Source organism: Rhodococcus sp. A14 (assembly GCF_011603105.1).
Taxonomy (GTDB): Bacteria; Actinomycetota; Actinomycetes; order Mycobacteriales; family Mycobacteriaceae; genus Rhodococcus_F; species Rhodococcus_F opacus.
In genome coordinates this window covers 41033-61219 of sequence record NZ_JAAOQS010000007.1, presented here as the reverse complement: position 1 = coordinate 61219, position 20187 = coordinate 41033, and the positions used below count along the sequence as shown (strand labels likewise).

Below are 20187 nucleotides of genomic sequence, written 5' to 3'. Positions count from 1 at the left end.
ATGTGCACGCTACCGTGGTTCTCGATGAACCGAGACGAGTGCCGGTGACGAACCCCGAGGGCAACACTCCAGCAGAAGACGTGTGTTCGGCGGACGCAGCCGGGGCACACGGGGCCCGGACCACCGAATCCGCGGAACTGTATGAGACCATGGCCCGCGTCGCGAACGGGGACGCCGACGCTTTCGCCGAACTCTACGACCGGACGAGCGCCCGGGTCCACGGCATGGTCCTGCGGGTCCTGCGGGATCCCGGGTACGCGGAGGAGACGACGCAGGAAGTCTTCCTCCAGGCGTGGCGCACCGCGTCCAACTTCGATCCGGCCCGCGGTTCCGTCCTGTCCTGGCTGATGACGCTCGCGCACCGCCGTGCGGTCGACCGCGTGCGGTCCGAGCAGGCCGGCACCGACCGCGAGGCGCTCTACGAGACCACCAACATCGCAGGGCCGTTCGACCACGTCACCGAGGAGGTGACCCGCCGGCTCGAGCATCAATCGGTGCTCGCCTGCCTCGACTCGCTCACGGACACACAACGTGAGTCCGTCGCGATGGCGTACTACGACGGCCGCACCTACCGAGAGGTCGCCTCCCAGCTGGGGGTCGCCCTGTCCACGGTGAAGACGCGCATCCGTGACGGATTGACGCGTCTTCGCGGGTGCCTGGGAGGTCTGTGACATGAACGACGAACTCGTGGGCATGGCGTACCCGTACGCACTCGATGCGCTCGACGACAGGGAGCGCCGCGAACTCGACACCGATCTCGCCACCGCCGACGAGGACACCCGCTCCACCTTCACCGACGAGGTCCGGCGGATCCGGGAAGCTTTCGCGGTGGTGAGCGCGGTGGGAGCCGTAGAACCCCCGCCCCGGGTGCGGACTCGAGTCCTCGACGAAGTCCGGCACTCCGCCGCCGGGCCGACGTCGCTGACCGAACGCCGCTCCCGCCGGCGTCGCTGGCAGATCGCCGTCGCCGCTGCCGCGGCAGTCGGGGTGCTCGCCGGCGGGACGGTGATCGTCCGGCAGCTCACGGAAGGTCCGTCGCCGACTGTGGCGGAGCAGGTTCTCGACGCCTCCGACGTGCACTCGTCGACGAGTGCGATTGCCGCCGGCGGGTCCGCGACCGCCAACTACTCGAAGTCGCAGGACGCCGTGGTGTTCGTGCTGGACGGTGTCGCCCCGCCCAGCGCCGACACCGTGTACCAGCTGTGGTTGATGCCCGCATCCGGGGACGCGCCCGTGCCCGCGGGAACCATCTCTCCCGGAGAGATGCAGCCGACCACGACGGTCGTCCTCGACGACGTGGGGTCGATGTCGAAGCTGGCCGTCACCGTCGAACCGCCCGGAGGATCTCCCCAGCCGACGTCGGAACCGTTCGCGGTGCTGCAACTGAGCTGATCCGGCGCCTGCAGGCAGAAGACACCCCCGCGCGGTGATCCGCACGGGGGTGTCTTCGCTCGAACGATCGGAGCCCGATCGGTCGCGACGCCAGAGCCTAGTGGCTGTGCCCGTGACCGGTCTGCTGCTCGTCCTCTTCCGCAGGCTTCTCGACCACGGCGCTCTCCGTGGTGAGGATCATCCGCGCGACCGAGGCCGCATTGACGACCGCGGAGCGGGTGACCTTCACGGGGTCGACGACACCGTCGGCGAGCAGGTCGCCGTAGGTCAGGGTCGCGGCGTTGAAACCGTGGCCCTTGGGCTGCTCGGCAACCTTGCTGGTGACGACGGAACCGTCGAGACCGGCATTGCTGGCGATCCAGAACAGCGGCGCCTGCAGTGCTTCGCGCACGACCTTGACGCCCGTGGCCTCGTCACCGGTCAGACCGAGGTTGTCGGCCAGCTCGGTGCTCGCCTGGACGAGAGCGGAACCGCCACCGGGGACGATGCCCTCGGCGACAGCAGCCTTCGCGGCGTTGACGGCGTCCTCGACGCGGAACTTGCGCTCCTTGAGGTCCGTCTCCGTGGCCGCGCCGACCTTGATGACGGCGACGCCACCGGCCAGCTTCGCCAGACGCTCTTCGAGCTTCTCGCGATCCCAGTCGGAGTCGGTGTTCTCGATTTCGCGGCGCAGCTGCGCGACGCGACCCTTGATGTCGTCGTCGGTTCCGGCGCCGTCGACGATCGTGGTCTCGTCCTTGCTGACCACGACGCGGCGTGCGCTGCCGAGCAGGTCCAGCCCGGCGTCCTTCAGCGTGAGGCCGACGTCGGAGTTGATGACCGTGCCACCGGTGACGACGGCGAGGTCGTCGAGGAACGCCTTCCGGCGGTCACCGAAGAACGGCGCCTTGACGGCGACGGCCTTGATGGTCTTCCGGATGGAGTTGACCACGAGCGTCGAGAGAACCTCGCCCTCGACGTCCTCCGCGATGATGAGGAGGGGCTTGCCGCTCTCGGCAACCTTCTCCAGCAGCGGCAGGAAGTCGGGCAGGGACGTGATCTTCTCGCGGTACAGCAACACGAGCGCGTCCTCGTACACGGCCTTCTGTGCATCGAGGTCCGTGACGAAGTACGGCGACAGGTAGCCCTTGTCGAACTGGACGCCCTCGGTGATCACGAGCTCGGTCGCCAGGGTCGAGGATTCCTCGACCGTCACGACGCCGTCGGTGCCGACGCGGGTGAGCGCCTCGCCGACCATTTCGCCGATCTCCTCGTCACGCGAGGACACGGTCGCGACCTGGGCGATGGACGTCTTGCCCTCGACCGGCTTCGCGGCGGCGAGCAGTGCCTCGACGACCTTGTCGGCCGCGGCGTTGATGCCGATGCCGAGTGCCATCGGGTTCGCACCCGCGGCGATGTTCTTCAAACCGCCCCGCACGATGGCCTGAGCCAGCACGGTGGCGGTGGTGGTGCCGTCGCCGGCGACGTCGTTGGTCTTGGTGGCGACGCTCTTGACGAGCTGCGCGCCGAGGTTCTCGAACGGGTCCTCGAGCTCGATTTCCCGGGCGATGCTGACACCGTCGTTGGTGACGGTCGGGCCGCCGAAGGCCTTCGCCAGCACTACGTGGCGGCCACGCGGACCCAAGGTCACCTTGACCGCGTCGGCAAGCTTGTCGACTCCACGCTCGAGAGACCGGCGTGCGACCTCGTTGAACTCAATCTGCTTGGACATGTGTTCTGTCTTCTCCTGGATCTCAGGGTTACGCGCGTGAACGCACTCCGCCCCGGGATCCTGTGGGGACTCCGGGGCGGATCACGTATGGCTTACTTGGAGACGACAGCCAGCACGTCGCGTGCCGACAGGATCAGGTACTCCTGGCCGGCGTACTTGATCTCGGTTCCGCCGTACTTGGAGTAGATGACCGTGTCACCCTCCTTGACGTCGACCGGGATGCGGTTGCCCTGCTCGTTGACGCGGCCTTCGCCGACTGCGACGACGGTGCCCTCCTGGGGCTTCTCCTTGGCCGTGTCGGGAATGACCAGGCCGGAGGCAGTCGTCGTCTCAGCCTCGTTGGCCTGGACGAGGATCTTGTCCTCGAGCGGCTTGATGTTGACGCTCGCCACGATGAGCCCTCCACTTTGGGGTATGCGGATCCGGAGACTTCTCCGGACTCCTGTTTGAGTGTTCCGTTTACGGCACTTCACACAGCCCCGTCGTCGCGGGTGCCGGAGCTCGATCGGCGCCACTTGGCACTCTATACGTGAGAGTGCCAACGCTCAAGGAGAAGGGGGTGGTAGACCGCGCCGAGCCGAATATCGGCTTGTCTCACGGGTCGTCACCTAAGGTTCCTCTGGTGTCTGACATCACTCGGCGTAAATTCCTGACATTTGCCGGACTCGGGGCGATCGGGGCAGTGGGATTCGAAGCACGCCCGTGGGGGTTGCAGTACGCGGGCGCGGCGCCGCTTCCCACGTCCGGGGCCGGCACCACCCTCGAAGCGGTGGCCGTCCCCCTCGGCGACTCCGGATACCGCAGGCTCGGCGCGGGACCGGGGTGGCCGACCATCGTTCGCACGGAACTCGCCGAGGCCCGCAGCGGGCGCGAGGACCGGCGCACCGCCCTCGCCTCCCTCGTCCAGCTCACGGACGTCCACCTGGTCGACGCCCAGTCCCCGATGCGTTTCGAATACGTGCACCCCTTCACGGGGTCCGCGTTCCGCCCGCACGAGACACTCACCGCCCAGGGTCTCGTCGCCCTCGTCGCACGGGTCAACGCGCTCGCATCCGGCCCGCATACCCAGCGCCCGTTCGACGCGGTCGTGAGCACCGGCGACAACACCGACAACAAGGAATTCGCCGAACTCGGCTGGTTCCTCACCGCGCTCAACGGCGGCACCATCGTCCCCAACACGGGCGCACCCGACCGCTACGAAGGCGTGCAGAACTCGGGCGCCGATCTGTACTGGAACCCGGAGTCGTCCATCCAGGACATGTACAAGAAGGCCGGGTTCCCCGAGATACCCGGCCTGCTCGGCGCGGCGATCTCTCCCGTCACGAGCCCCGGCCTCCGCACCCCCTGGTATTGCGTCTTCGGCAATCACGACGACTCGGTGCAGGGCACCGTCCCGAGCGGCATCCCACCGCTCGAAGCCATGTACACCGGTTCGCTGAAGTTCGAGGTCCCGGGATCGCCGGAAGAGGCGAAGACGGTCGACATCGCCACCAGGTTCGATCCCGGCGCCATTCCCGCCGCCCTGTCCGCGATCACGACCCCCGCGCGGGTCGTCACACCCGACCCCGCACGCGCGCCGTTCACTCCCCGCCAGTTCATCGCCGCACACCTGGACCCGGCCAACACCGGCCCCGGACCGGTCGGTCACGGCTTCGCACCTGATGCCGGCGAGACCGGGATCGGCTACTACTCGTTCGAGATCGCACCCGGCGTGGTCGGCATCAGCATGGATTCCACCAACCGCGCGGGGTTCGTCGACGGCTCGCTCGGTGCTGCGCAGTTCCGGTGGATCGAGGACACACTGGTGGCCGGCAGCAGCCGGTACTTCGACACGGCGGGCAACCCGGTGTCCCAGGTACGCAACGACACCTGGTTCGTCCTGTTCAGTCACCACACCAGCGGCAGCATGGACAACGTCGTCCCCGACCCCTCCGCCCCGGCCGAACCCCGGATCCGGGGTTCGCGACTGGTGGATCTGCTGCACCGATTCCCGAACGTCCTCGCCTGGGTCAACGGGCACACCCACGAGAACCGGATCACACCGTGGCCCGGATCGACTCCGGAGCAGTCGTTCTGGGAGATCAACACGGCCTCGCACATCGACTTCCCCCAGCACGGGCGGATCATCGAGGTGGTCGACAACGTCGACGGAACCGTGTCGCTGCTCACGACGCTGTTCGAGGCCGACAGCCCCTACTCCGTCGACCACACCGATCTCTCACCGCTCGGGTTGGCGTCGCTGTACCGGGAGTTGTCGTTCAACGACATTCACGCGGACCCCGACCTGCTCGGCGGGACACCCGACCGGAACGTCGAACTGGTACTGGCGTCGGGTCGCTAGACCCGGCGCCTGCGGGCCCAGTCGACGGCCGCGACGACCGCGCGGATGCCGACGCCGAGAAGGATCAGATTTCCGATGATCTGCACACTCACGACGGCTCGCGACGGATCGGTCGTCGCGGCGATGTCGCCGAACCCGACGGTCGAGAAGACGGTGAGCGAGAAGTACAACGCACCCATCCGCGTGAGGGGCTCGGTGAAGTAACCCGGATCACTTTCGGACATCAAGCAATATCCTGCCGAGAACCCGAGCAGGTAGAGCGGCAGGATCAGGGCCAGCGCCTCGATCGCCTGGAGCGCCGGTACGTCGGACTTGACGATCCGCCAGATCTGCCAGGCCGCGACGAGCGCGACCACGAGCAAGCCGCCCGCCAGGAAGAACAGGGCGGACACTTCCCCGAGCGACGTCCACGGCAGGGCGAAGTAGACCACCGTGCACAGGAAGACGGTGACCAGCGGGCGCAGAACTGCACGCAGCAGAAGCCGTCGGCGCTCACGTCTCGTGAGGTTGCGAAAATCGCTGGCGCGTCGCATCAGATTCCTTTGGACAACTGTGCAGGTGAGACCGGATATCGAGCGCCATCCTCGTCTCCCGGGGCCGGAAGTCGGGAGCGAAATCCGTTTGTTTTCTGTAACGTTCAGATAACAGTCGCCGATTCAACGGGCAGGGATTCCCCGCTGAACAGGGCGTTCCGACAGAGACAGCAGGTCACGCGTCGAAAACGTGAGGGGGTGTGTGAGATGGGTATGTCCTTGGGGATGTCGACCGGTGCGGCCGGTGTGGGTTCCGCCCTCGTCACCACCGCCTCCAACGGTACGCAGAACGTCGAGTTCCGTTACCTGTCCGCCGATCAGGCGCACACCGACCTCGGCGACCTGGTCCGTTCCTCCATCTCGCTGATGACCACCCAGGTTCCTGCCGACCCCACCACACCCGACGCGTTCGCTGTCGCGTACCGGACGGCGGAGCAGGCGCATTCGATCCGCAGCGCCGTCAGCAGGCAGCGGCACCGCGTGCATCTCGTGCCCGAGACCGCCGCCACCCTCACCTATCTTCGGCACACCGGTGAGGTCGCCCAGCATGCCACGGTCGCGATCGTCGACTTCGGCGAGTCCGGACTGTCCGTCGCCGTCGTCGACCAGGTCGACGGCACCGTCCTGCACGCCGACCGCACGACCCACGTGAGCGGCACCGGAATCGACGACCTCGTCTTCCACCACGTCGTCGGCAGCCTCGCCACCCCGCATCCCCTGCGGCACCTGGACCGCGACCTGCTCTCGGCGCGGTGCCGCGTCGCCAAGGAGCAGTTGTCCTCGGAGCCGAATGCGCACGTCGACATCGACCTGCACGGCATCCGCCCGATCGAGATCAGCCGCACCAGGTTCGACGAGATCGCCGCACCGACCGTCCGGGTCGCGGTGGAGTTCATCCGTGCCACCGTCGCCGACTCCCCGCGTCGACCGGACGCCCTGGCCCTGGTCGGTGGCGGCGCGAACATACCCGCGATCATCGCCGCCGTCGCCGACGCGTTCACCGCACGGGTCATCGCTGTGCGCGAACCCGACACGGCGACCGCGAAAGGTGCGGCGTTGCTCGCCGTCTCCTCCGCCATCCGCGACTACCCGGCCACCGAGTCGACCCGTCCCGGTTCGGCCGCCAAGGTGTCGGGGGCACTCGTCGGCGCCCTCGTGGTCGGAGGGCTCGTTCTCGGCTACGGCGTGAAGGAACTCGCGCCCGCACCCGACCCCAACGTCTCCCCCGCGGGGACGGACATGTTCCAGACCACCGAGCAGGTCACGACCACGACGTCGGACGAACCGCCCGCGACGCGGATTCCGTCGTACGATCCGACGCCGACGTCGGCGTACTACCCGAATCAGGTTGCCCCGCCCACCTCCGAACCGCAGACGGACCGGTCCCCCGAGCAGACGCCCGATTCGACGAGCGAGACCACGACGCCGCGCACCACCACCCCGGTGCCGACACCCACGGCTCCCCCGCATCCGACGCTGCCCGGAACGAACCCGTCGCAGCCGTCGTGGCCGCACATCGAATGGCCCGCGATTCCGCCGCTGTGGCCGCAGGTTCCGGGAGAATCCACGCCGAACGAACCGCGCCCGGGTACGCCCGCACCCGACGTACCGGAAGTAGCACCGCCGCCCACCGAGACGCCCGCCGCGCCCGCGGAATCCACTGCCCCCGCGGCGCCCGAAGGGCTCTTCCCGATGATCCCGGCCCCGGGCACGGTTGCTCCGAGTCCCGATGCGGCGCAACCGAGTGGTGCTCAGCCCGGCGAGACGCTCACTCCCCCGGCCACGCAGACCGTCACGATTCCGGTCAGCTGAACACCTGACTGGTCGCCACCGACAGTCCGGGGTCGCTGGCCACGGTCAGCAGGGACGGCGCGGCGCCGCCGGCGATCAGATGCGCGCCGAGCGAGGCGATCATCACCCCGTTGTCGGTGCACAGGCGCGGTTTCGGCACCCGCAGGGTAAGTCCGGCTTCGGCGCAGCGTTCCTCGGCGAGTGCGCGGATGCGCGAGTTGGCCGTGGCGCCGCCCCCGAGAACGAGTGTGTCCACGCCGACGTCGCGGGCCGCGCGCACCGCTTTCATCGTCAGCACGTCCGCCACGGCTTCCTGGAAACTCGCGGCGATATCCGGCACCGAACAAGCCTCCCCTGCCCGCTCCTTGGACTCCACGTACCGTGCGACAGCCGTCTTCAGCCCGGAGAACGAGAAGTCGTGCCGGGCGTCCCGTGGCCCGGTCATCCCGCGCGGGAAGGGAATGGCGTCTCGGTCGCCGACCTGCGCCGCGGCGTCGAGGGCCGGGCCACCGGGGAATCCGAGGCCGAGGAGGCGGGCCACCTTGTCGAAGGCTTCGCCGGCCGCGTCGTCCACGGTGGTGCCGAGTTCGACGATGGGCTTCGCGAGATCCTCGACGTGCAGGAGGTGGGTGTGCCCACCGGACACGAGCAGCGCCACGCACGGTGGCATCGGTCCGTGTTCGAGGGTGTCGACCGAGACGTGGCCGCCGAGGTGGTTCACCGCGAAGAACGGGATGTCCCACGCCGCCGCATAGGCTTTCGCGGCCGCGACACCGACGAGCAGGGCGCCGGCCAGACCGGGTCCGATGGTGACGGCGAGAGCGTCCGGCTTGGCGATGCCGGCCGCGGCGAGGGCCCGCCGCATCGTCGGGACGATCGCCTCGAGGTGCGCGCGGGACGCGACCTCCGGCACCACCCCGCCGTACCGGGCATGCTCTTCGACGCTGGATGCGACCTCGTCCGCGAGAAGTTCGCACGTCCCGTCACCGTTCCACCGGACGATGCCGACTCCGGTCTCGTCACAAGAGCTTTCGATCCCCATGACGATCATTGCACCGGCTCCTCACCCGATCCGGGGCGACGCATCGTGAAGGCGTCCGCACCGCTCGGTTGGTAGTACTTCTTACGGGTTCCCACGATCTCGAATCCTTCACGTCTGTACAGGGCGATCGCCGCGTCGTTGTCGGTGCGCACTTCGAGAAACACCGGGCCACCCCGCGCGTCGGCGACGCGCAGGAGTTCGTCGAGGAGGGCCCCGCCGATCCCCCGGCGCTGACACGCCGGGTCCGTTCCGATCGTGTGTATCTCGGATTCGGGATGCGAACCGTTGCCCAGCAGAGCGATTCCGGCGTACCCGACGACGTGGCCGGTGTCGTCCCGCGCCACGGTGTAGTGCACGTGCGGTGCGGCGAGTTCCGCCCTGAATGCGCCGGCGCTCCAGGGCCCGTCACCGGCGAAGAGGAGTGTTTCGAGCTCCGCGCACCGGTCGGCATCCGTGGCCGCCATCGGTTCGATGCGGAATGTCATTTCTTCCGGTCCGCCAGTTCGACCGCGTCCGGGCGCCGCAGGTAGAGCGGTACGAGCGCCGCCGGTGCCGCACCGCTGAACAGGGCATCCGCGGCCACCGTGACCAGCCCTGCGGGCGACGGTGTTTCCACGGGTTCGACCGGCAGATCGAAGAAGTCGACGTGTGACGGCGATCCCGCCACCACCTCGGACGGCATCGGCTCGAGCTCGCGCGGCTTCACCACGGCGGGGCCTTCCACCCGCACCCCTGCCGAGTAGCGCGCCCAGTACACCTCACGTCGGCGTGCGTCCGTGACGACCAGCAGATTCCGGTCACCGTCCACCTGTGCGGCGATGGCGTCGAGGCTGCACACGCCGTGGGCCGGAATACCGAGGGCGTCGGCGAACGCGGCGGCGGTGGCCATCCCCACGCGCAGTCCCGTGAACGGCCCCGGTCCGGCGCCGACCACCACCGCGTCGAGGTCCGCGGCGACGTGACCCGACTCGGTGAGGCACTCGAGGATGTGCGGGGTGAGCACTTCCGCGTGGGCGCGCGGGTTGACCGTCACGCGCACCGCGAGGGTGTCCACCGCCTCCACCGATGCGGAATCGGCCGAAACCCGGACGACTCCGGCGGTCACGGCAGGCGTGGACGTGTCGATGGCGAGAACAAGCACGGTAACTGAGGGTACTCGCACGTCAGAACCGCTCCCGACACCCGACCCGTCAGGAAATCCACTCCCAGTGGGCGGTGCGGACGTCCGTCTCCGGTTCGCGGCGCAGGCGTACCCGCAGGTGACGATCGGCCAGCTGCTCGGCAATGCCCGCGCCCCATTCGACGACGACAACCGCTGCAGCCAGGTCGGTGTCGAGGTCGAGCGCGTCGAGTTCGTCCAGCGCGTGCGGGCCGCTTCCGCCCAGTCGGTACGCGTCCACGTGCACCATTCCGACCGGCGCGCCCCCGTCAGGTCGCGTGCCCGCCCGGTGCTCCCGCGCGATCACGAATGTGGGCGAAGTCACTCGCCCCTGCACGCCGAGCCCGGCTCCGATTCCCTTCGTCAGTGCGGTCTTCCCCGCACCGAGGGGTCCGTCGAGGACCACGAGATCACCGGCGACGAGTCCCCGGGCGAGGTCCCGCCCGAACTGCTCGGTGTCCTCCGCCGTCGGCAACACCACGGTCCCGCTCACGGGCAACACTCCCTCTTCAGCCGACATCGGACTGCTCACGCGATTCGTACGTCGCCAGGCCACGATGCAGCACCCGGTCGACGGCGTCCGATACCACGGACGGGAACTCGAGCTGCACCAGATGGCCGGCACCGCGCACCCGCACCAGTTCGGACTCCGGAAGGTCCGCCGCCAGTTTCCGGGAACTGCCGAACGGGATGATCATGTCGCTGTCGCCGCACACCACGACGGACGGGATGTGCTCGATCGCCTCGAGTGAGGCGGACTCGTCGTGCAATTCGAGTGTGCGCAGAAAGTTCACGACGGTGACCACCGACGTCCGGTCCAGCATGGAGTCGGAGAACCTGTGCAGCCGCGGGCTCACATCCGTGCCGTACGACGCTGCCCGCAGGATCGGGGTGATCAGCACGCGGGCCGCGCCGCGCGCGTGCTGGACGAGTTCGGGCGACGTCCGGACGGCCAGCCGGAAGCCGTCGATGACCGGGTTCTGCAGGTTCCGCGTCAATCCGGTCTCGCTGAGACCCGCAGCGGCCGTGGCAACCAGGCCCACACCGACCACCCGCGACGCCAACAGTTCGGGTCGCTGCCCGGCGAAGGCGAGCACCGTCATCCCGCCCATCGAATGCCCCACGAGCACAACCGGTCCGGTGGGGGCCTTCGCTGCGATCACGGTCGCGAGATCGGCGCCCAGCTGAGCGATGGTGCAGCTCGCCGTGGACGGCACACCCGAATCACCGTGCCCGCGTTGGTCGTAGAACACCATCCGCACGTCGTCGCCCCACCGCTCGGCGAGCTGGCGGCGCTGGAAATGCCACGACGTCATGTCCAGGCAGTAGCCGTGCACGAACACCGCCGTCACGGGCGCGTCCTCGGGACCGACCTCGCGGACCGCGAGCGCGACGCCGTCCTCGGTGACCACGACGCTGCGCCGGTCCCGCGACATCAGCGTGAAGTCCTCGTCACGATAGATCTCGCGGCCCGGCCGGGTCGCGCTGCGCAGCGCGTTGGCCCCGGCGACCGAACCGAGCGCCAGCGCGCTCAGCACGCCGCCGACGAGCCCCAGACGCTTCGACACACCCATGTCCTACGTACCCGTTCCGCCGACGTAACTGCGCACCGTGCGTCCGCGTACCCCCGTCACCACCTCGTAGTGGATGGTGTCGAGTTCGTCGGCCCACGCCTGCGCGATGGGCTCGCCGAGGTCTCCGTTGCCGAAGAACACCGCGGTGTCCCCCTCCCGGACTCCCCCGCCGTCCGGCCCGAGATCCACGACCACCTGGTCCATGCACACCCGCCCGATCCCCGGCCGTCGTTCCGCGCCCAGCTGGACCTCGAAACGGCCACTGAGCGAGCGCGGGAGCCCGTCGGCGTACCCGAACGGCAGCAGCGCCACCGTCGTATCCCGTGGGGCCACCCACTGGTGCCCGTAGGACACGCCTTCACCTGCCGCCACCTTCTTCACCAGAGCCACCCTCGATCGCAGTGTCATCGCCGGGCGCAACCCGAACTGACCGAGTTCGGGTACAGGCGACAACCCATATATCGCGATTCCCGGGCGAACCATGTCAAACCGCAGGTCGGGACGGGTCAGGGTGGCCGCGGAATTGGACAGGTGCACCACTTCGGGGACCAGTCCCTGACGCTTGGCATCCGCGATCGCGCTGACCAGTCGGTCGCGCTGGGAATCGATCCAGGCGTGGTGCGGCTCGTCGGCGTGGGCGAGATGCGAGAAGATGCCGCGCAGCCGCACCGAGCCCTCGGCCTGTGCGCGCGCCAGATCGACGAGGACCTGCGCCAGCTCGTCGGGTGCCACCCCGTTGCGGTTCAGTCCGGTGTCGACCTTGATCGTGACGATCGCCGGGGTGCCGACGCTCCGGGCGGCAGCGACCACCGCGGCGAGGTGGCGGGGCGAGGACACGCCGAGTTCGACACCGGCCGCGATCGCGGGGGCGAAATCGGCGTCGACGGTGTGCAGCCACGCGAGGACGGGTGCGTCGATGCCCGCGCGGCGCAGAGTCAGCGCCTCCGCCACCGTCGTCACGCCCAGTTCCGACGCTCCGGCGGCCAGCGCTGCGCGTGCCACGGGCACCGCGCCGTGGTTGTAGCCGTCCGCCTTCACGACGGCCATCATCGCCGCGTCCCGGGCACTGTCGCGCAGGATGCGGACGTTGTGGGCAATCGCGTCCAGATCGACCACGGCCTCGGCCTGCGGTGCCGGCGCGGCCTGTGCGGGCGCTGCGGGTTCGCTGTGTCCGTGGTCGTCGGCCGGTACTGCTTCAGCAAGCGTCATATGTTCGATCCTGCCATTCACGAGGAGGCCGGCATTTCTCCGGGTGACACCCCCGCACGGAGGACTCTGATCGACTCCCTGAGGTGTGCGAGCAGCGTCGCGGCGGAGATCGGTGCTGTTCCGCGCCCTGCGGAGAGGTCCGCGCCACCGCCACGGGCAGCCAGGTTCGCGGCCAGCGAGTGAGCTCGCGCACCCACCGCGGCGGCCCGCGCCGGGGTGATGCCCGCCGCCATGAGCGAGCCGATGATCCCGGCGAGCACGTCCCCCGCACCCGCGGTGGCGGACCACGATCCGCCCGCCTCGTTGACGAAGATCCGGCCCCCGGGTTCCGCGATCACGGTGGCACGCCCCTTGAGCAGCAGGTGAACATTCCAGTCGGCCGCGAGAGCGCGTGCCGACGCCACCCGGTCCGGACCCGGATCCGTCCCCGTCAGCCGGGCGAACTCCCCGGCGTGCGGGGTCAGCAGTGTCGCTGCGGTCCGCGAACGCACCAGGTCCGGGTCCTCGGCGAGCAGGGTCAGACCGTCCGCGTCGACGAGCACGGGCACGTCGGACTCGAGCACCGTCCGCAGCGTGCGACGGGCGGCGTCGTCGGTTCCCATGCCCGGCCCGACCACCCACGACTGGACGCGTCCCGCCATCGCGAGATCGGCGGTCGCGATCACCTCCGGCGAGTGCGCGAGCACTTCGTTCGTGCACGGCCCGGCGTAGCGGACGAGCCCCGACGTGGCCGTGACCGCGGCGCCCGTGCACAGCACACCGGCGCCCGGGTAGCCGTCGCTGCCCGCGACCACCCCCACCACGCCCTGCGAGTACTTGTCGTCGCCGGCCCCCGGCACCGGCCACGCGGCACCCACGTCGGCGGCGTCGAGGGCAGTGATCCCGGCAGCGCCGAGCGACAGTCCGATGTCCACGAGCTCGACCCGGCCGCAGTGCGCCGCACCGAGCGCGTGGACCGGTTTGAGGGCGCCGAATGCGACGGTGACGGCGGCGCTCACGGCGGGGCCGTCGACCGCTCCCGTGTCCGGGTCCACACCGCTCGGCAGGTCCGCCGACACGATCGGAGCAGCCTCGATCCGGTCGACCAGCGCCGCAGCATCGGGTCGCAGCGGCCCCCTGCCGGAGATTCCGACGATTCCGTCGATCACCAGATCGGGCAGGCCCAGCTCGTCCGACGGGGCGGCCACCCGGCCGCCGGCCGCGGTGAACGCCGCCAGCCCGGCCGCGTGCGCCTTCTCCGGTTTCAGCAGCACCGCGGTGGCCGCGGCACCGCGCTTGCGCAGCATCGACGCCGCCCACAGCGCGTCCCCGCCGTTGTCCCCGGACCCCACCAGCACCGTGATCGTTCGACCGGCGACGCCCCCGGTCCGCGCCCGCAGCTCCGCCGCCACCACCGTGGCGAGCCCATGCGCTGCGCGTCGCATCAGCGCGCCGTCGGGAAGAGACGCCAGCAACGGCGCCTCCGCGGCTCGAACCTCGTCAGCGGTGTAGTAGCCCCGCATGGGAACTCCTCGTCGAGAAGGGTCGGTACCGGGTCAGACTACGCTCGACGTCATGCGTGGACGTGGAAGCTCGTGGATCGCCGGAGTGGCTCTCGCCGCAAGCATTTCGATGGCGGGCGTCGTGTCCGGATGCGGTTCGCCGGACAGCGCGGCGCCCGAGGCGCCGACCGGACCCGTCGTGCAGGTCGCGAACATGGCGTATGCGCCGGCGACACTCACCGTCACGGCAGGAGACACCGTCACCTGGAATTTCGACGACCGGGGTGTCACCCACGACGTGGTGGGTGTCGGCGCCGCGAAGAGTGTGCTGCGGAGCCGGTTGATGCAGACCGGCACCTTTACGTACACGTTCACCGAACCGGGGACCTACGAATACACGTGTTCGCTGCACCCCGAGATGACGGGCACCGTCGTGGTCACCCCGTAGGGGCGCGGCCCTGCCACGCCCCTACGGTCGCCGCTATTCGACGGTGACGGACTTGGCGAGGTTACGCGGCTTGTCGACGTCGTAGCCCCGTGTCTGCGCGACCTCCGCCGCGAACACCTGCAACGGCACCGTCGACAGCAGCGGCTGCAGCAGCGTCGGTGCCGCCGGGATCTCGATCAGGTGGTCGGCGAACGGGCGCACGGCCTCGTCGCCCTCCTCCGCGATCACGACGGTCCGCGCCCCGCGGGCCTGGATCTCCCGGATGTTGCTCAGCAGCTTCGAGTGCAGCACCGCGCGCCCCTTCGGGGACGGCATCACGATGATCACCGGCAGCCCGTCCTCGATCAGCGCGATCGGCCCGTGCTTGAGCTCGCCGGCCGCGAAGCCCTCGGCGTGCATGTACGCCAGCTCCTTGAGCTTGAGCGCACCCTCGAGCGCCACGGGGTAGCCCACGTGGCGGCCCAGGAACAGCACCGTCGACGACGACGCCAGCTCCCGCGCCAGCGCCCGCACCGGCTCGACCGTCTCGAGCACCCGGCTCACCAGGTTGGGCATCGCCTCGAGGTCGGCATACTCGCGTGCGACCTCGTCCGGGTACTTGGTGCCGCGGGCCTGGGCGAGGGCCAGGCCGACCAGATAGTTCGCCGTGACCTGCGCGAGGAACGCCTTGGTCGACGCGACACCGATCTCCGGACCTGCCCGGGTGTAGAGGACGGCGTCGGCCTCGCGCGGAATCTGGGCGCCGTTCGTGTTGCACACCGCCAGGACCCGCGCCTTCTGGTCCTTGGCGTGGCGCACGGCCTCGAGGGTGTCGGCCGTCTCACCGGACTGCGAGATGGCCACGACCAGCGTCGACCGGTCGAGAACCGGGTCGCGGTAGCGGAATTCGCTGGCGAGCTCGACCTCCACGGGCAGGCGGGTCCAGTGCTCGATGGCGTACTTCGCGAGCAGCCCCGAGTGGTAGGCGCTGCCGCAGGCGACGACGAAGACCTTGTCGACGTCGCGCAGCTCCTGATCCGACAGTCGCTGCTCGTCGAGAACGATCTTCCCGTCCTGGAAGTGACCGAGCAGGGTGTCCGCGACGGCGGCCGGCTGCTCCTCGATCTCCTTGAGCATGAAGTAGTCGTGGCCGCCCTTCTCGGCGGCGGCGAGATCCCAGTCGATGCGGAACGGGCGGCCCTGCGCCTCGGATCCGTCGAAGTTCAGAATCGAGTACCCGTCCGCGGTGATCACCACGACCTGGTCCTGCCCCAGCTCGACCGCGTCACGGGTGTGCTCGATGAACGCCGCGACATCGGACCCGAGGAACGTCTCTCCCTCGCCGACACCGATGACGAGGGGCGTCGAGCGGCGCGCCGCGACGATGGTGTCCGGGTGGTCCGAGTGCGTGAAGACGAGCGTGAACGCGCCCTCGAGCCTGCGCAGCACGCTCAGCGCGCTCGCGACGAAGTCACCGGCCGTCTCGCCCGAGGCGTAGGCGCGGGCGACCAGGTGCACCGCGACCTCGGTGTCGGTGTCGCTGGCGAAGTCGACTCCGTCGTGCTCGAGTTCGGCCCGCAGCGGGGCGAAGTTCTCGATGATGCCGTTGTGCACGACGGCAACCGTGTTGCCCGCGTCACGATGCGGGTGCGCGTTGCGGTCGGTCGGCCTGCCGTGCGTGGCCCACCGTGTGTGACCGATCCCGGTGCTCCCGGTGAAGTGCTCGGCCCCGACCTCGTCGAGTTCGGCCTCGAGATTCGCGAGACGACCCGCCTTCCGCTCGACCGCCATGCCGCCGTCTCCGTCGAGCACGGCGATGCCGGCAGAGTCGTATCCGCGGTATTCCATTCGCCGCAAGGCCTCCACCACAACAGTCAGAGCCTGCCGGTGGCCGACGTATCCCACGATTCCGCACATGGTTCATCAGGGTACTTGGACCGGGCGACGCGGCGAAGTCGGAGTGTGTGCCGCATCGGCTCTCTCGCCGGCCCGCGAATCGGATAACGTTCTCCCCGTGGCGCCGAAACCGAAGACCCTGGCCCGTGAACTATCCAAGCGAGGACCGCACCGCGTGCTGCGGGGTGACCTCGCACTCGCCGGACAGCCGGGCGTCGTATACACGCCCGAATCAGGCTTCAACCTGCCCGCCGTCGCGTTCGCGCACAGCTGGATGGCAGGTGCCGACCACTACCGGAAGACGCTCGAGCATCTGGCTTCGTGGGGAATCGTCGTGGCAGCCCCCAACAGCGAGCGGGGTCCCGTGCCCTCTCACCTGGGCCTCGCCACCGACCTCCGGGCCACCCTCGACATCTGTGTGGGCGTGCGACTCGGTCCCGGCCAGATCAGCGTGCAGCCCGACCGCGTCGCGTTCGCAGGACACGGGATGGGTGCGGGTGTGGCAGTGCTGGCCGCCGCGCAGCGGGACGTGTCGGCGGTCGCCGCCCTGTTCCCGGCGCCGACCGCACCGAAGGCCGAGAAGTATGCGTCCAAGATCACAGCGCCGGGTCTGATCGTGGCCGGTGCCGACATCGACACCATGAACAGCAACGCCAAGGCGCTGGCCGAGGCATGGGGCGGGGAACACGTCCTGCGCGCCGTCAACGGGGCGAAGGAGTCGGGGCTCACCGAAGGACGCCGCCTCCTGGGTGCACTCGGCATCGGCGGTTCCGAGCGGAAGACCCAGCAGATCACGCGCGCGCTGCTCACCGGCTTCCTGCTGTATCACCTCACCGAGGACAAGAAGTATGAGGCGTTCGCGAAGGAGGATGCCGAACTTCCCCACACCACGCTCGTCGATCCGCACGAGGAGCACACCGACGCCGGCTTCGAGGGCGTGCTCCCGCATATCTGACGTCTCCGGTCACACCAGCCAGCTGCGCGGCCGATAGAACTCGTCGTCGTCGAGTGTTCTCGGTTGCGCAGCCGCAGGCGGTGCCGCTGCAGATTCGGTCCGGCCGCGGCCGGACCGGTTCGCCGCGGCTTCCTCGTCTCTGGCTTTGCGTTCGTCGATCCGCTCCCGGAACATTTCCAGGTCGGCTCGCATCTGTGCCCGTTGTGCACGCAACCGTGCGGCTCGGTGGCTCACAGCGGCCCGGCCTCGGCCAACTCGGCGCCGCTGTCGAATCCGGCCACGGGACCTGTCGCCAGTTCGGGTGCGGACCGCGGCTCCTGTAGCGGCGGGACCTCGACGGGTGTCTCGGGAGCCGGCTCCTGCTGCACTGACACCATCTGTGGTTGTGGGACGGCTGCGGCGTCTCCGGCCGGCGCAAGGGCCGGTGTGTTCTCGTGGGCCGGGACGTTGTCCGAGGCAGCCCCACCGGGCGTCGGCTCTTCCTCGGCTGTCGCGTCCGGGGCGTCCTCGGCACCAGCGCTGACCTGCGATTCCGGGGTCGGCGCGGCGGGTGCGCAGCCGGCGTCGCCGGAGTCTCCGTCCCCGGCAGCGGTTTCCGCTGTGATCTGCGGCAGACCGTTGGGGCCGATCTCGACTCCGAACCTGGCCGTCCCGCCCTGTCCGTCGCTCATCTCGAGATGAATCCCCTGACCGTCGGCATCGACGGCGAGCGTCCACGACTGTCCGTCGAGGTTCAGTTCGAGGCTCGTGTCGTGTGGGATGCCGTCGGCCGGCTCGCCATCGTCCTCCCGCGTATCGGCGTGGTCGTCGCCGAGGTCCTCGGTGTTCCGTTCCTCGTCGTCCCTGTGGGTGAGGGCCGAGACGGTGTCCTCGATCAACGGGCGAAGGATCGAACCGAGATCCGCCAGACCTCCTGCGAGACCCGGACGCACCAGGTCACCCGGGCCGGGAATGCTCCCGAGGCCCGGGGCAGTAGTCGTCGGTGGCGCCGCGACCACCGGCGGTCCGGTTGTCGGTGGGGCCGCGGCCATCGGAGGTCCGGTTGTCGGTGGCGCCGCGGCCATCGGACTGGTGGCCGCGTCCCCACCACCGGATCGAGGCGGGACGTACGCCGGTCCGCCCGTTGCAGGGGCCGCGGCGGGCGCCGTCGGCGCTGCAGGTGCAGGCGCGGGCGCCGCCGCAGCGGCGGGGACGGTGTCGGCGTGTGGCACCTCGGGCCCCCTCGGCGCGGGTGCCGGATCGGGAGTGTCCTCGGGACGAAAACCGGGCTGCACCTCGATCGACCGCGCCTCGGCGATGACGGCGTCGTAGGCGGCGTGCACCGCTTCGGCGCAGTCCGCACACGCAGCGGTGAACTCCTGCTGCTTCTCCTCGTACACGTGGCGGAAGTTCGCGTCGAGCCAGTCCTTGGTGATTCCGGCGGCCCGCCGCACCACGTCGTCCCGGTCGAGTCGGCGGAGCGCACCTGCGCCCCCGTCCTTGTACAGGCCGTTGACGTGCCGGTAGTCGTCGTCGGCGAGTTCGGGGAACCAGTAGGACGCGTCTTCCATGCAGTCCTTCGCGGCGGAGTTGTCGCCGTCCTTGCCGTCGGCGTAGATCTGGGCGAGAACGTCGATCTGTTCCGCGCTGTACCCCGCGACCGTCGGCTGGTGCAGAGACACCACCTTGTACGCCTTGTTCGTCACCGCGGCGCTCAGCGTGAGGTTCGCCTCGAACAGCACTTCGGCGAGTCCGTGGAGCCGACCAATGGTGGCGTCCGCCTGGATGTTCTGTCGGTCGACGGCGTCGATCGCCGCCGCGGCGGCGACTCCGCACCACCCGGTTCGCACTGCGGCGACGCATCTCTCGTTCTCGTCGAGTTCGGTGCGGGCCGTGTCGAGACTGCGTCCGAGGGTGTCGACGTCGCGGGCGAGCACGTTCAATCGCATCCCCCGCTCGGCGTCGAACATCGCGTAGTAGTCGGTGAGTTCGCGAGACTCGTATCCCAGTTTTTTCGCCGCGGGGAGGAACAACTCGAAGAATTCGAGGCCCCGCGCGCCGAGATCGAGCATGTCGTCGGGAACGTTGAGACAATTCGGGCGCAGGTGCTCCCCCAGCGCGTTCCGGGATGCGTTCGCGGTCTGGGCGTCGCTGCCGTGCTCCAACAATGCGGCGTAGCGCTGGTCTGCGGACGGAGTCCGGTCACGCTTGTCGAGCCCGTACTCGTCGAAGTACGGCTGCCACGACGCCTCGTCCTCCTCGCGGGAGGCGGCCCAGGCCTGGAGGAGTTGCTCCTTGTATTCGCGGCTCAGGTTCGGGTCGTCGATCAGCGTTCTCGGATCCGTGGTCACCACTGCACCCCGTTCACGTCGGCGGTGACGTTCGCGTCCGTTCCCGAGTAGCGCGCCGCGGCGGCCCGGAACGCGTGGCCGAACGATTCCGCGTCCGCGGCCCACTGGCCGAGCGCGACCCCGACGATGCCGAGGGCGTCATGCACCGCGTCACCTTTCGCGGCGTAGTCGCGGCCCGCGTGCGCCCCACCGAATTCCAGCCGGGCGGTCTCGGCGGCCTGCTGTCTCAGGACCTCCGCCGACCGCAGCAGTCTCGCGCCCGCGCCCGTCACCACCGCGACGTCCACCTCGAGCCCATCGCTCATTGCCCCACCCTCTCTTCGCGACCTACTGCATTAGACGCGAC

20 protein-coding genes are annotated in these 20187 nt (G+C 69.4%); 6 read left to right on the top strand and 14 right to left on the bottom strand.

What is annotated here, in order from left to right:
* Positions 1 to 38: 38 nt before the first annotated feature.
* On the top strand, positions 39 to 671 hold the full coding sequence (locus G9373_RS06105) for a sigma-70 family RNA polymerase sigma factor (protein ID WP_005253895.1): 633 nt from the start codon (positions 39 to 41) through the stop codon (positions 669 to 671).
* Position 672: 1 nt separating this feature from the next.
* Positions 673 to 1392, top strand: coding sequence for an anti-sigma factor (locus tag G9373_RS06100; RefSeq protein WP_054248328.1), 720 nt, complete (start codon positions 673 to 675; stop codon positions 1390 to 1392).
* Between the two features lie 97 nt (positions 1393 to 1489).
* Here G9373_RS06100 and groL read toward each other — a convergent pair whose 3' ends face one another.
* The gene (gene groL / locus G9373_RS06095) at positions 1490 to 3103 is read right to left on the bottom strand and encodes a chaperonin GroEL (RefSeq protein WP_005253893.1); all 1614 of its coding nucleotides are present in this window, start codon (positions 3101 to 3103) and stop codon (positions 1490 to 1492) included.
* A gap of 92 nt (positions 3104 to 3195) precedes the next feature.
* Positions 3196 to 3495, bottom strand: coding sequence for a co-chaperone GroES (groES, locus tag G9373_RS06090; protein ID WP_003940763.1), 300 nt, complete (start codon positions 3493 to 3495; stop codon positions 3196 to 3198).
* Positions 3496 to 3725: 230 nt separating this feature from the next.
* Here groES and G9373_RS06085 point away from each other — a divergent pair, with 230 nt between their 5' ends.
* On the top strand, positions 3726 to 5444 hold the full coding sequence (locus tag G9373_RS06085; RefSeq protein ID WP_054248331.1) for a TIGR03767 family metallophosphoesterase: 1719 nt from the start codon (positions 3726 to 3728) through the stop codon (positions 5442 to 5444).
* On the opposite strand, the gene G9373_RS06080 is transcribed toward G9373_RS06085, so the two are convergent.
* Positions 5441 to 5977 carry a potassium channel family protein gene (locus tag G9373_RS06080; protein WP_005566595.1) on the bottom strand — a complete coding sequence of 179 codons (537 nt, stop codon included), beginning with the start codon at positions 5975 to 5977 and terminating at the stop codon, positions 5441 to 5443. The genes G9373_RS06085 and G9373_RS06080 overlap by 4 nt on opposite strands.
* Before the next feature lie 207 nt (positions 5978 to 6184).
* Between G9373_RS06080 and G9373_RS06075 the strand changes: the two genes are divergently transcribed.
* On the top strand, positions 6185 to 7789 hold the full coding sequence (locus G9373_RS06075) for an Hsp70 family protein (RefSeq protein ID WP_167114413.1): 1605 nt from the start codon (positions 6185 to 6187) through the stop codon (positions 7787 to 7789).
* Here G9373_RS06075 and tsaD read toward each other — a convergent pair.
* Genes tsaD through G9373_RS06040 form a run of 7 tightly spaced genes read right to left on the bottom strand, consistent with a single transcriptional unit; the run spans position 7782 to position 14254 of the window.
* Positions 7782 to 8819 (bottom strand): tRNA (adenosine(37)-N6)-threonylcarbamoyltransferase complex transferase subunit TsaD, encoded by a 1038-nt coding sequence (gene tsaD, locus G9373_RS06070; protein WP_005566597.1) that lies wholly within the window; start codon positions 8817 to 8819, stop codon positions 7782 to 7784. The two genes, G9373_RS06075 and tsaD, sit on opposite strands and share 8 nt — an antisense overlap.
* Positions 8816 to 9295 carry a ribosomal protein S18-alanine N-acetyltransferase gene (rimI, locus tag G9373_RS06065; RefSeq protein WP_005566598.1) on the bottom strand — a complete coding sequence of 160 codons (480 nt, stop codon included), beginning with the start codon at positions 9293 to 9295 and terminating at the stop codon, positions 8816 to 8818. The genes tsaD and rimI overlap by 4 nt, the downstream gene beginning before the upstream one ends.
* A complete protein-coding gene (tsaB, locus tag G9373_RS06060; protein WP_007301252.1) occupies positions 9292 to 9951 on the bottom strand; it encodes a tRNA (adenosine(37)-N6)-threonylcarbamoyltransferase complex dimerization subunit type 1 TsaB in 660 nt (219 codons plus the stop codon). The genes rimI and tsaB overlap by 4 nt, the downstream gene beginning before the upstream one ends.
* Positions 9952 to 10000: 49 nt before the next feature.
* Complete coding sequence (gene tsaE / locus G9373_RS06055) at positions 10001 to 10489, bottom strand: tRNA (adenosine(37)-N6)-threonylcarbamoyltransferase complex ATPase subunit type 1 TsaE (RefSeq protein WP_005569292.1); 489 nt, start codon at positions 10487 to 10489, stop codon at positions 10001 to 10003.
* Positions 10479 to 11543 carry an alpha/beta hydrolase gene (locus G9373_RS06050; RefSeq protein WP_167114410.1) on the bottom strand — a complete coding sequence of 355 codons (1065 nt, stop codon included), beginning with the start codon at positions 11541 to 11543 and terminating at the stop codon, positions 10479 to 10481. Before G9373_RS06050 ends, tsaE begins: the two co-directional genes overlap by 11 nt.
* A gap of 3 nt (positions 11544 to 11546) precedes the next feature.
* Complete coding sequence (alr, locus tag G9373_RS06045) at positions 11547 to 12752, bottom strand: alanine racemase (protein WP_007301253.1); 1206 nt, start codon at positions 12750 to 12752, stop codon at positions 11547 to 11549.
* 17 nt (positions 12753 to 12769) lie between these two features.
* Positions 12770 to 14254 carry an NAD(P)H-hydrate dehydratase gene (locus G9373_RS06040; protein ID WP_167114407.1) on the bottom strand — a complete coding sequence of 495 codons (1485 nt, stop codon included), beginning with the start codon at positions 14252 to 14254 and terminating at the stop codon, positions 12770 to 12772.
* Between G9373_RS06040 and G9373_RS06035 the strand changes: the two genes are divergently transcribed.
* Positions 14253 to 14681 (top strand): cupredoxin domain-containing protein, encoded by a 429-nt coding sequence (locus G9373_RS06035; protein ID WP_037203020.1) that lies wholly within the window; start codon positions 14253 to 14255, stop codon positions 14679 to 14681. The two genes, G9373_RS06040 and G9373_RS06035, sit on opposite strands and share 2 nt — an antisense overlap.
* A gap of 33 nt (positions 14682 to 14714) precedes the next feature.
* Here G9373_RS06035 and glmS read toward each other — a convergent pair whose 3' ends face one another.
* A complete protein-coding gene (glmS, locus tag G9373_RS06030; protein ID WP_005562366.1) occupies positions 14715 to 16577 on the bottom strand; it encodes a glutamine--fructose-6-phosphate transaminase (isomerizing) in 1863 nt (620 codons plus the stop codon).
* 97 nt (positions 16578 to 16674) lie between these two features.
* Between glmS and G9373_RS06025 the strand changes: the two genes are divergently transcribed.
* Positions 16675 to 17511: a dienelactone hydrolase family protein gene (locus tag G9373_RS06025; protein WP_167114402.1), complete on the top strand. Its 837-nt coding sequence runs from the start codon at positions 16675 to 16677 to the stop codon at positions 17509 to 17511.
* 9 nt (positions 17512 to 17520) lie between these two features.
* Here the strand turns inward: G9373_RS06025 and G9373_RS06020 are convergent, their stop codons facing one another.
* From G9373_RS06020 to G9373_RS06010, 3 genes are read right to left on the bottom strand one after another with little or no spacing between them, the layout of a single operon-like run.
* A complete protein-coding gene (locus G9373_RS06020) occupies positions 17521 to 17703 on the bottom strand; it encodes a hypothetical protein (protein ID WP_005562362.1) in 183 nt (60 codons plus the stop codon).
* A 38-nt stretch (positions 17704 to 17741) separates the two neighbouring features.
* Positions 17742 to 19841: a hypothetical protein gene (locus tag G9373_RS06015; protein WP_346842807.1), complete on the bottom strand. Its 2100-nt coding sequence runs from the start codon at positions 19839 to 19841 to the stop codon at positions 17742 to 17744.
* Positions 19838 to 20146 carry a hypothetical protein gene (locus tag G9373_RS06010; RefSeq protein ID WP_054245368.1) on the bottom strand — a complete coding sequence of 103 codons (309 nt, stop codon included), beginning with the start codon at positions 20144 to 20146 and terminating at the stop codon, positions 19838 to 19840. The genes G9373_RS06015 and G9373_RS06010 overlap by 4 nt, the downstream gene beginning before the upstream one ends.
* Between the last annotated feature and the right edge of the window lie 41 nt (positions 20147 to 20187).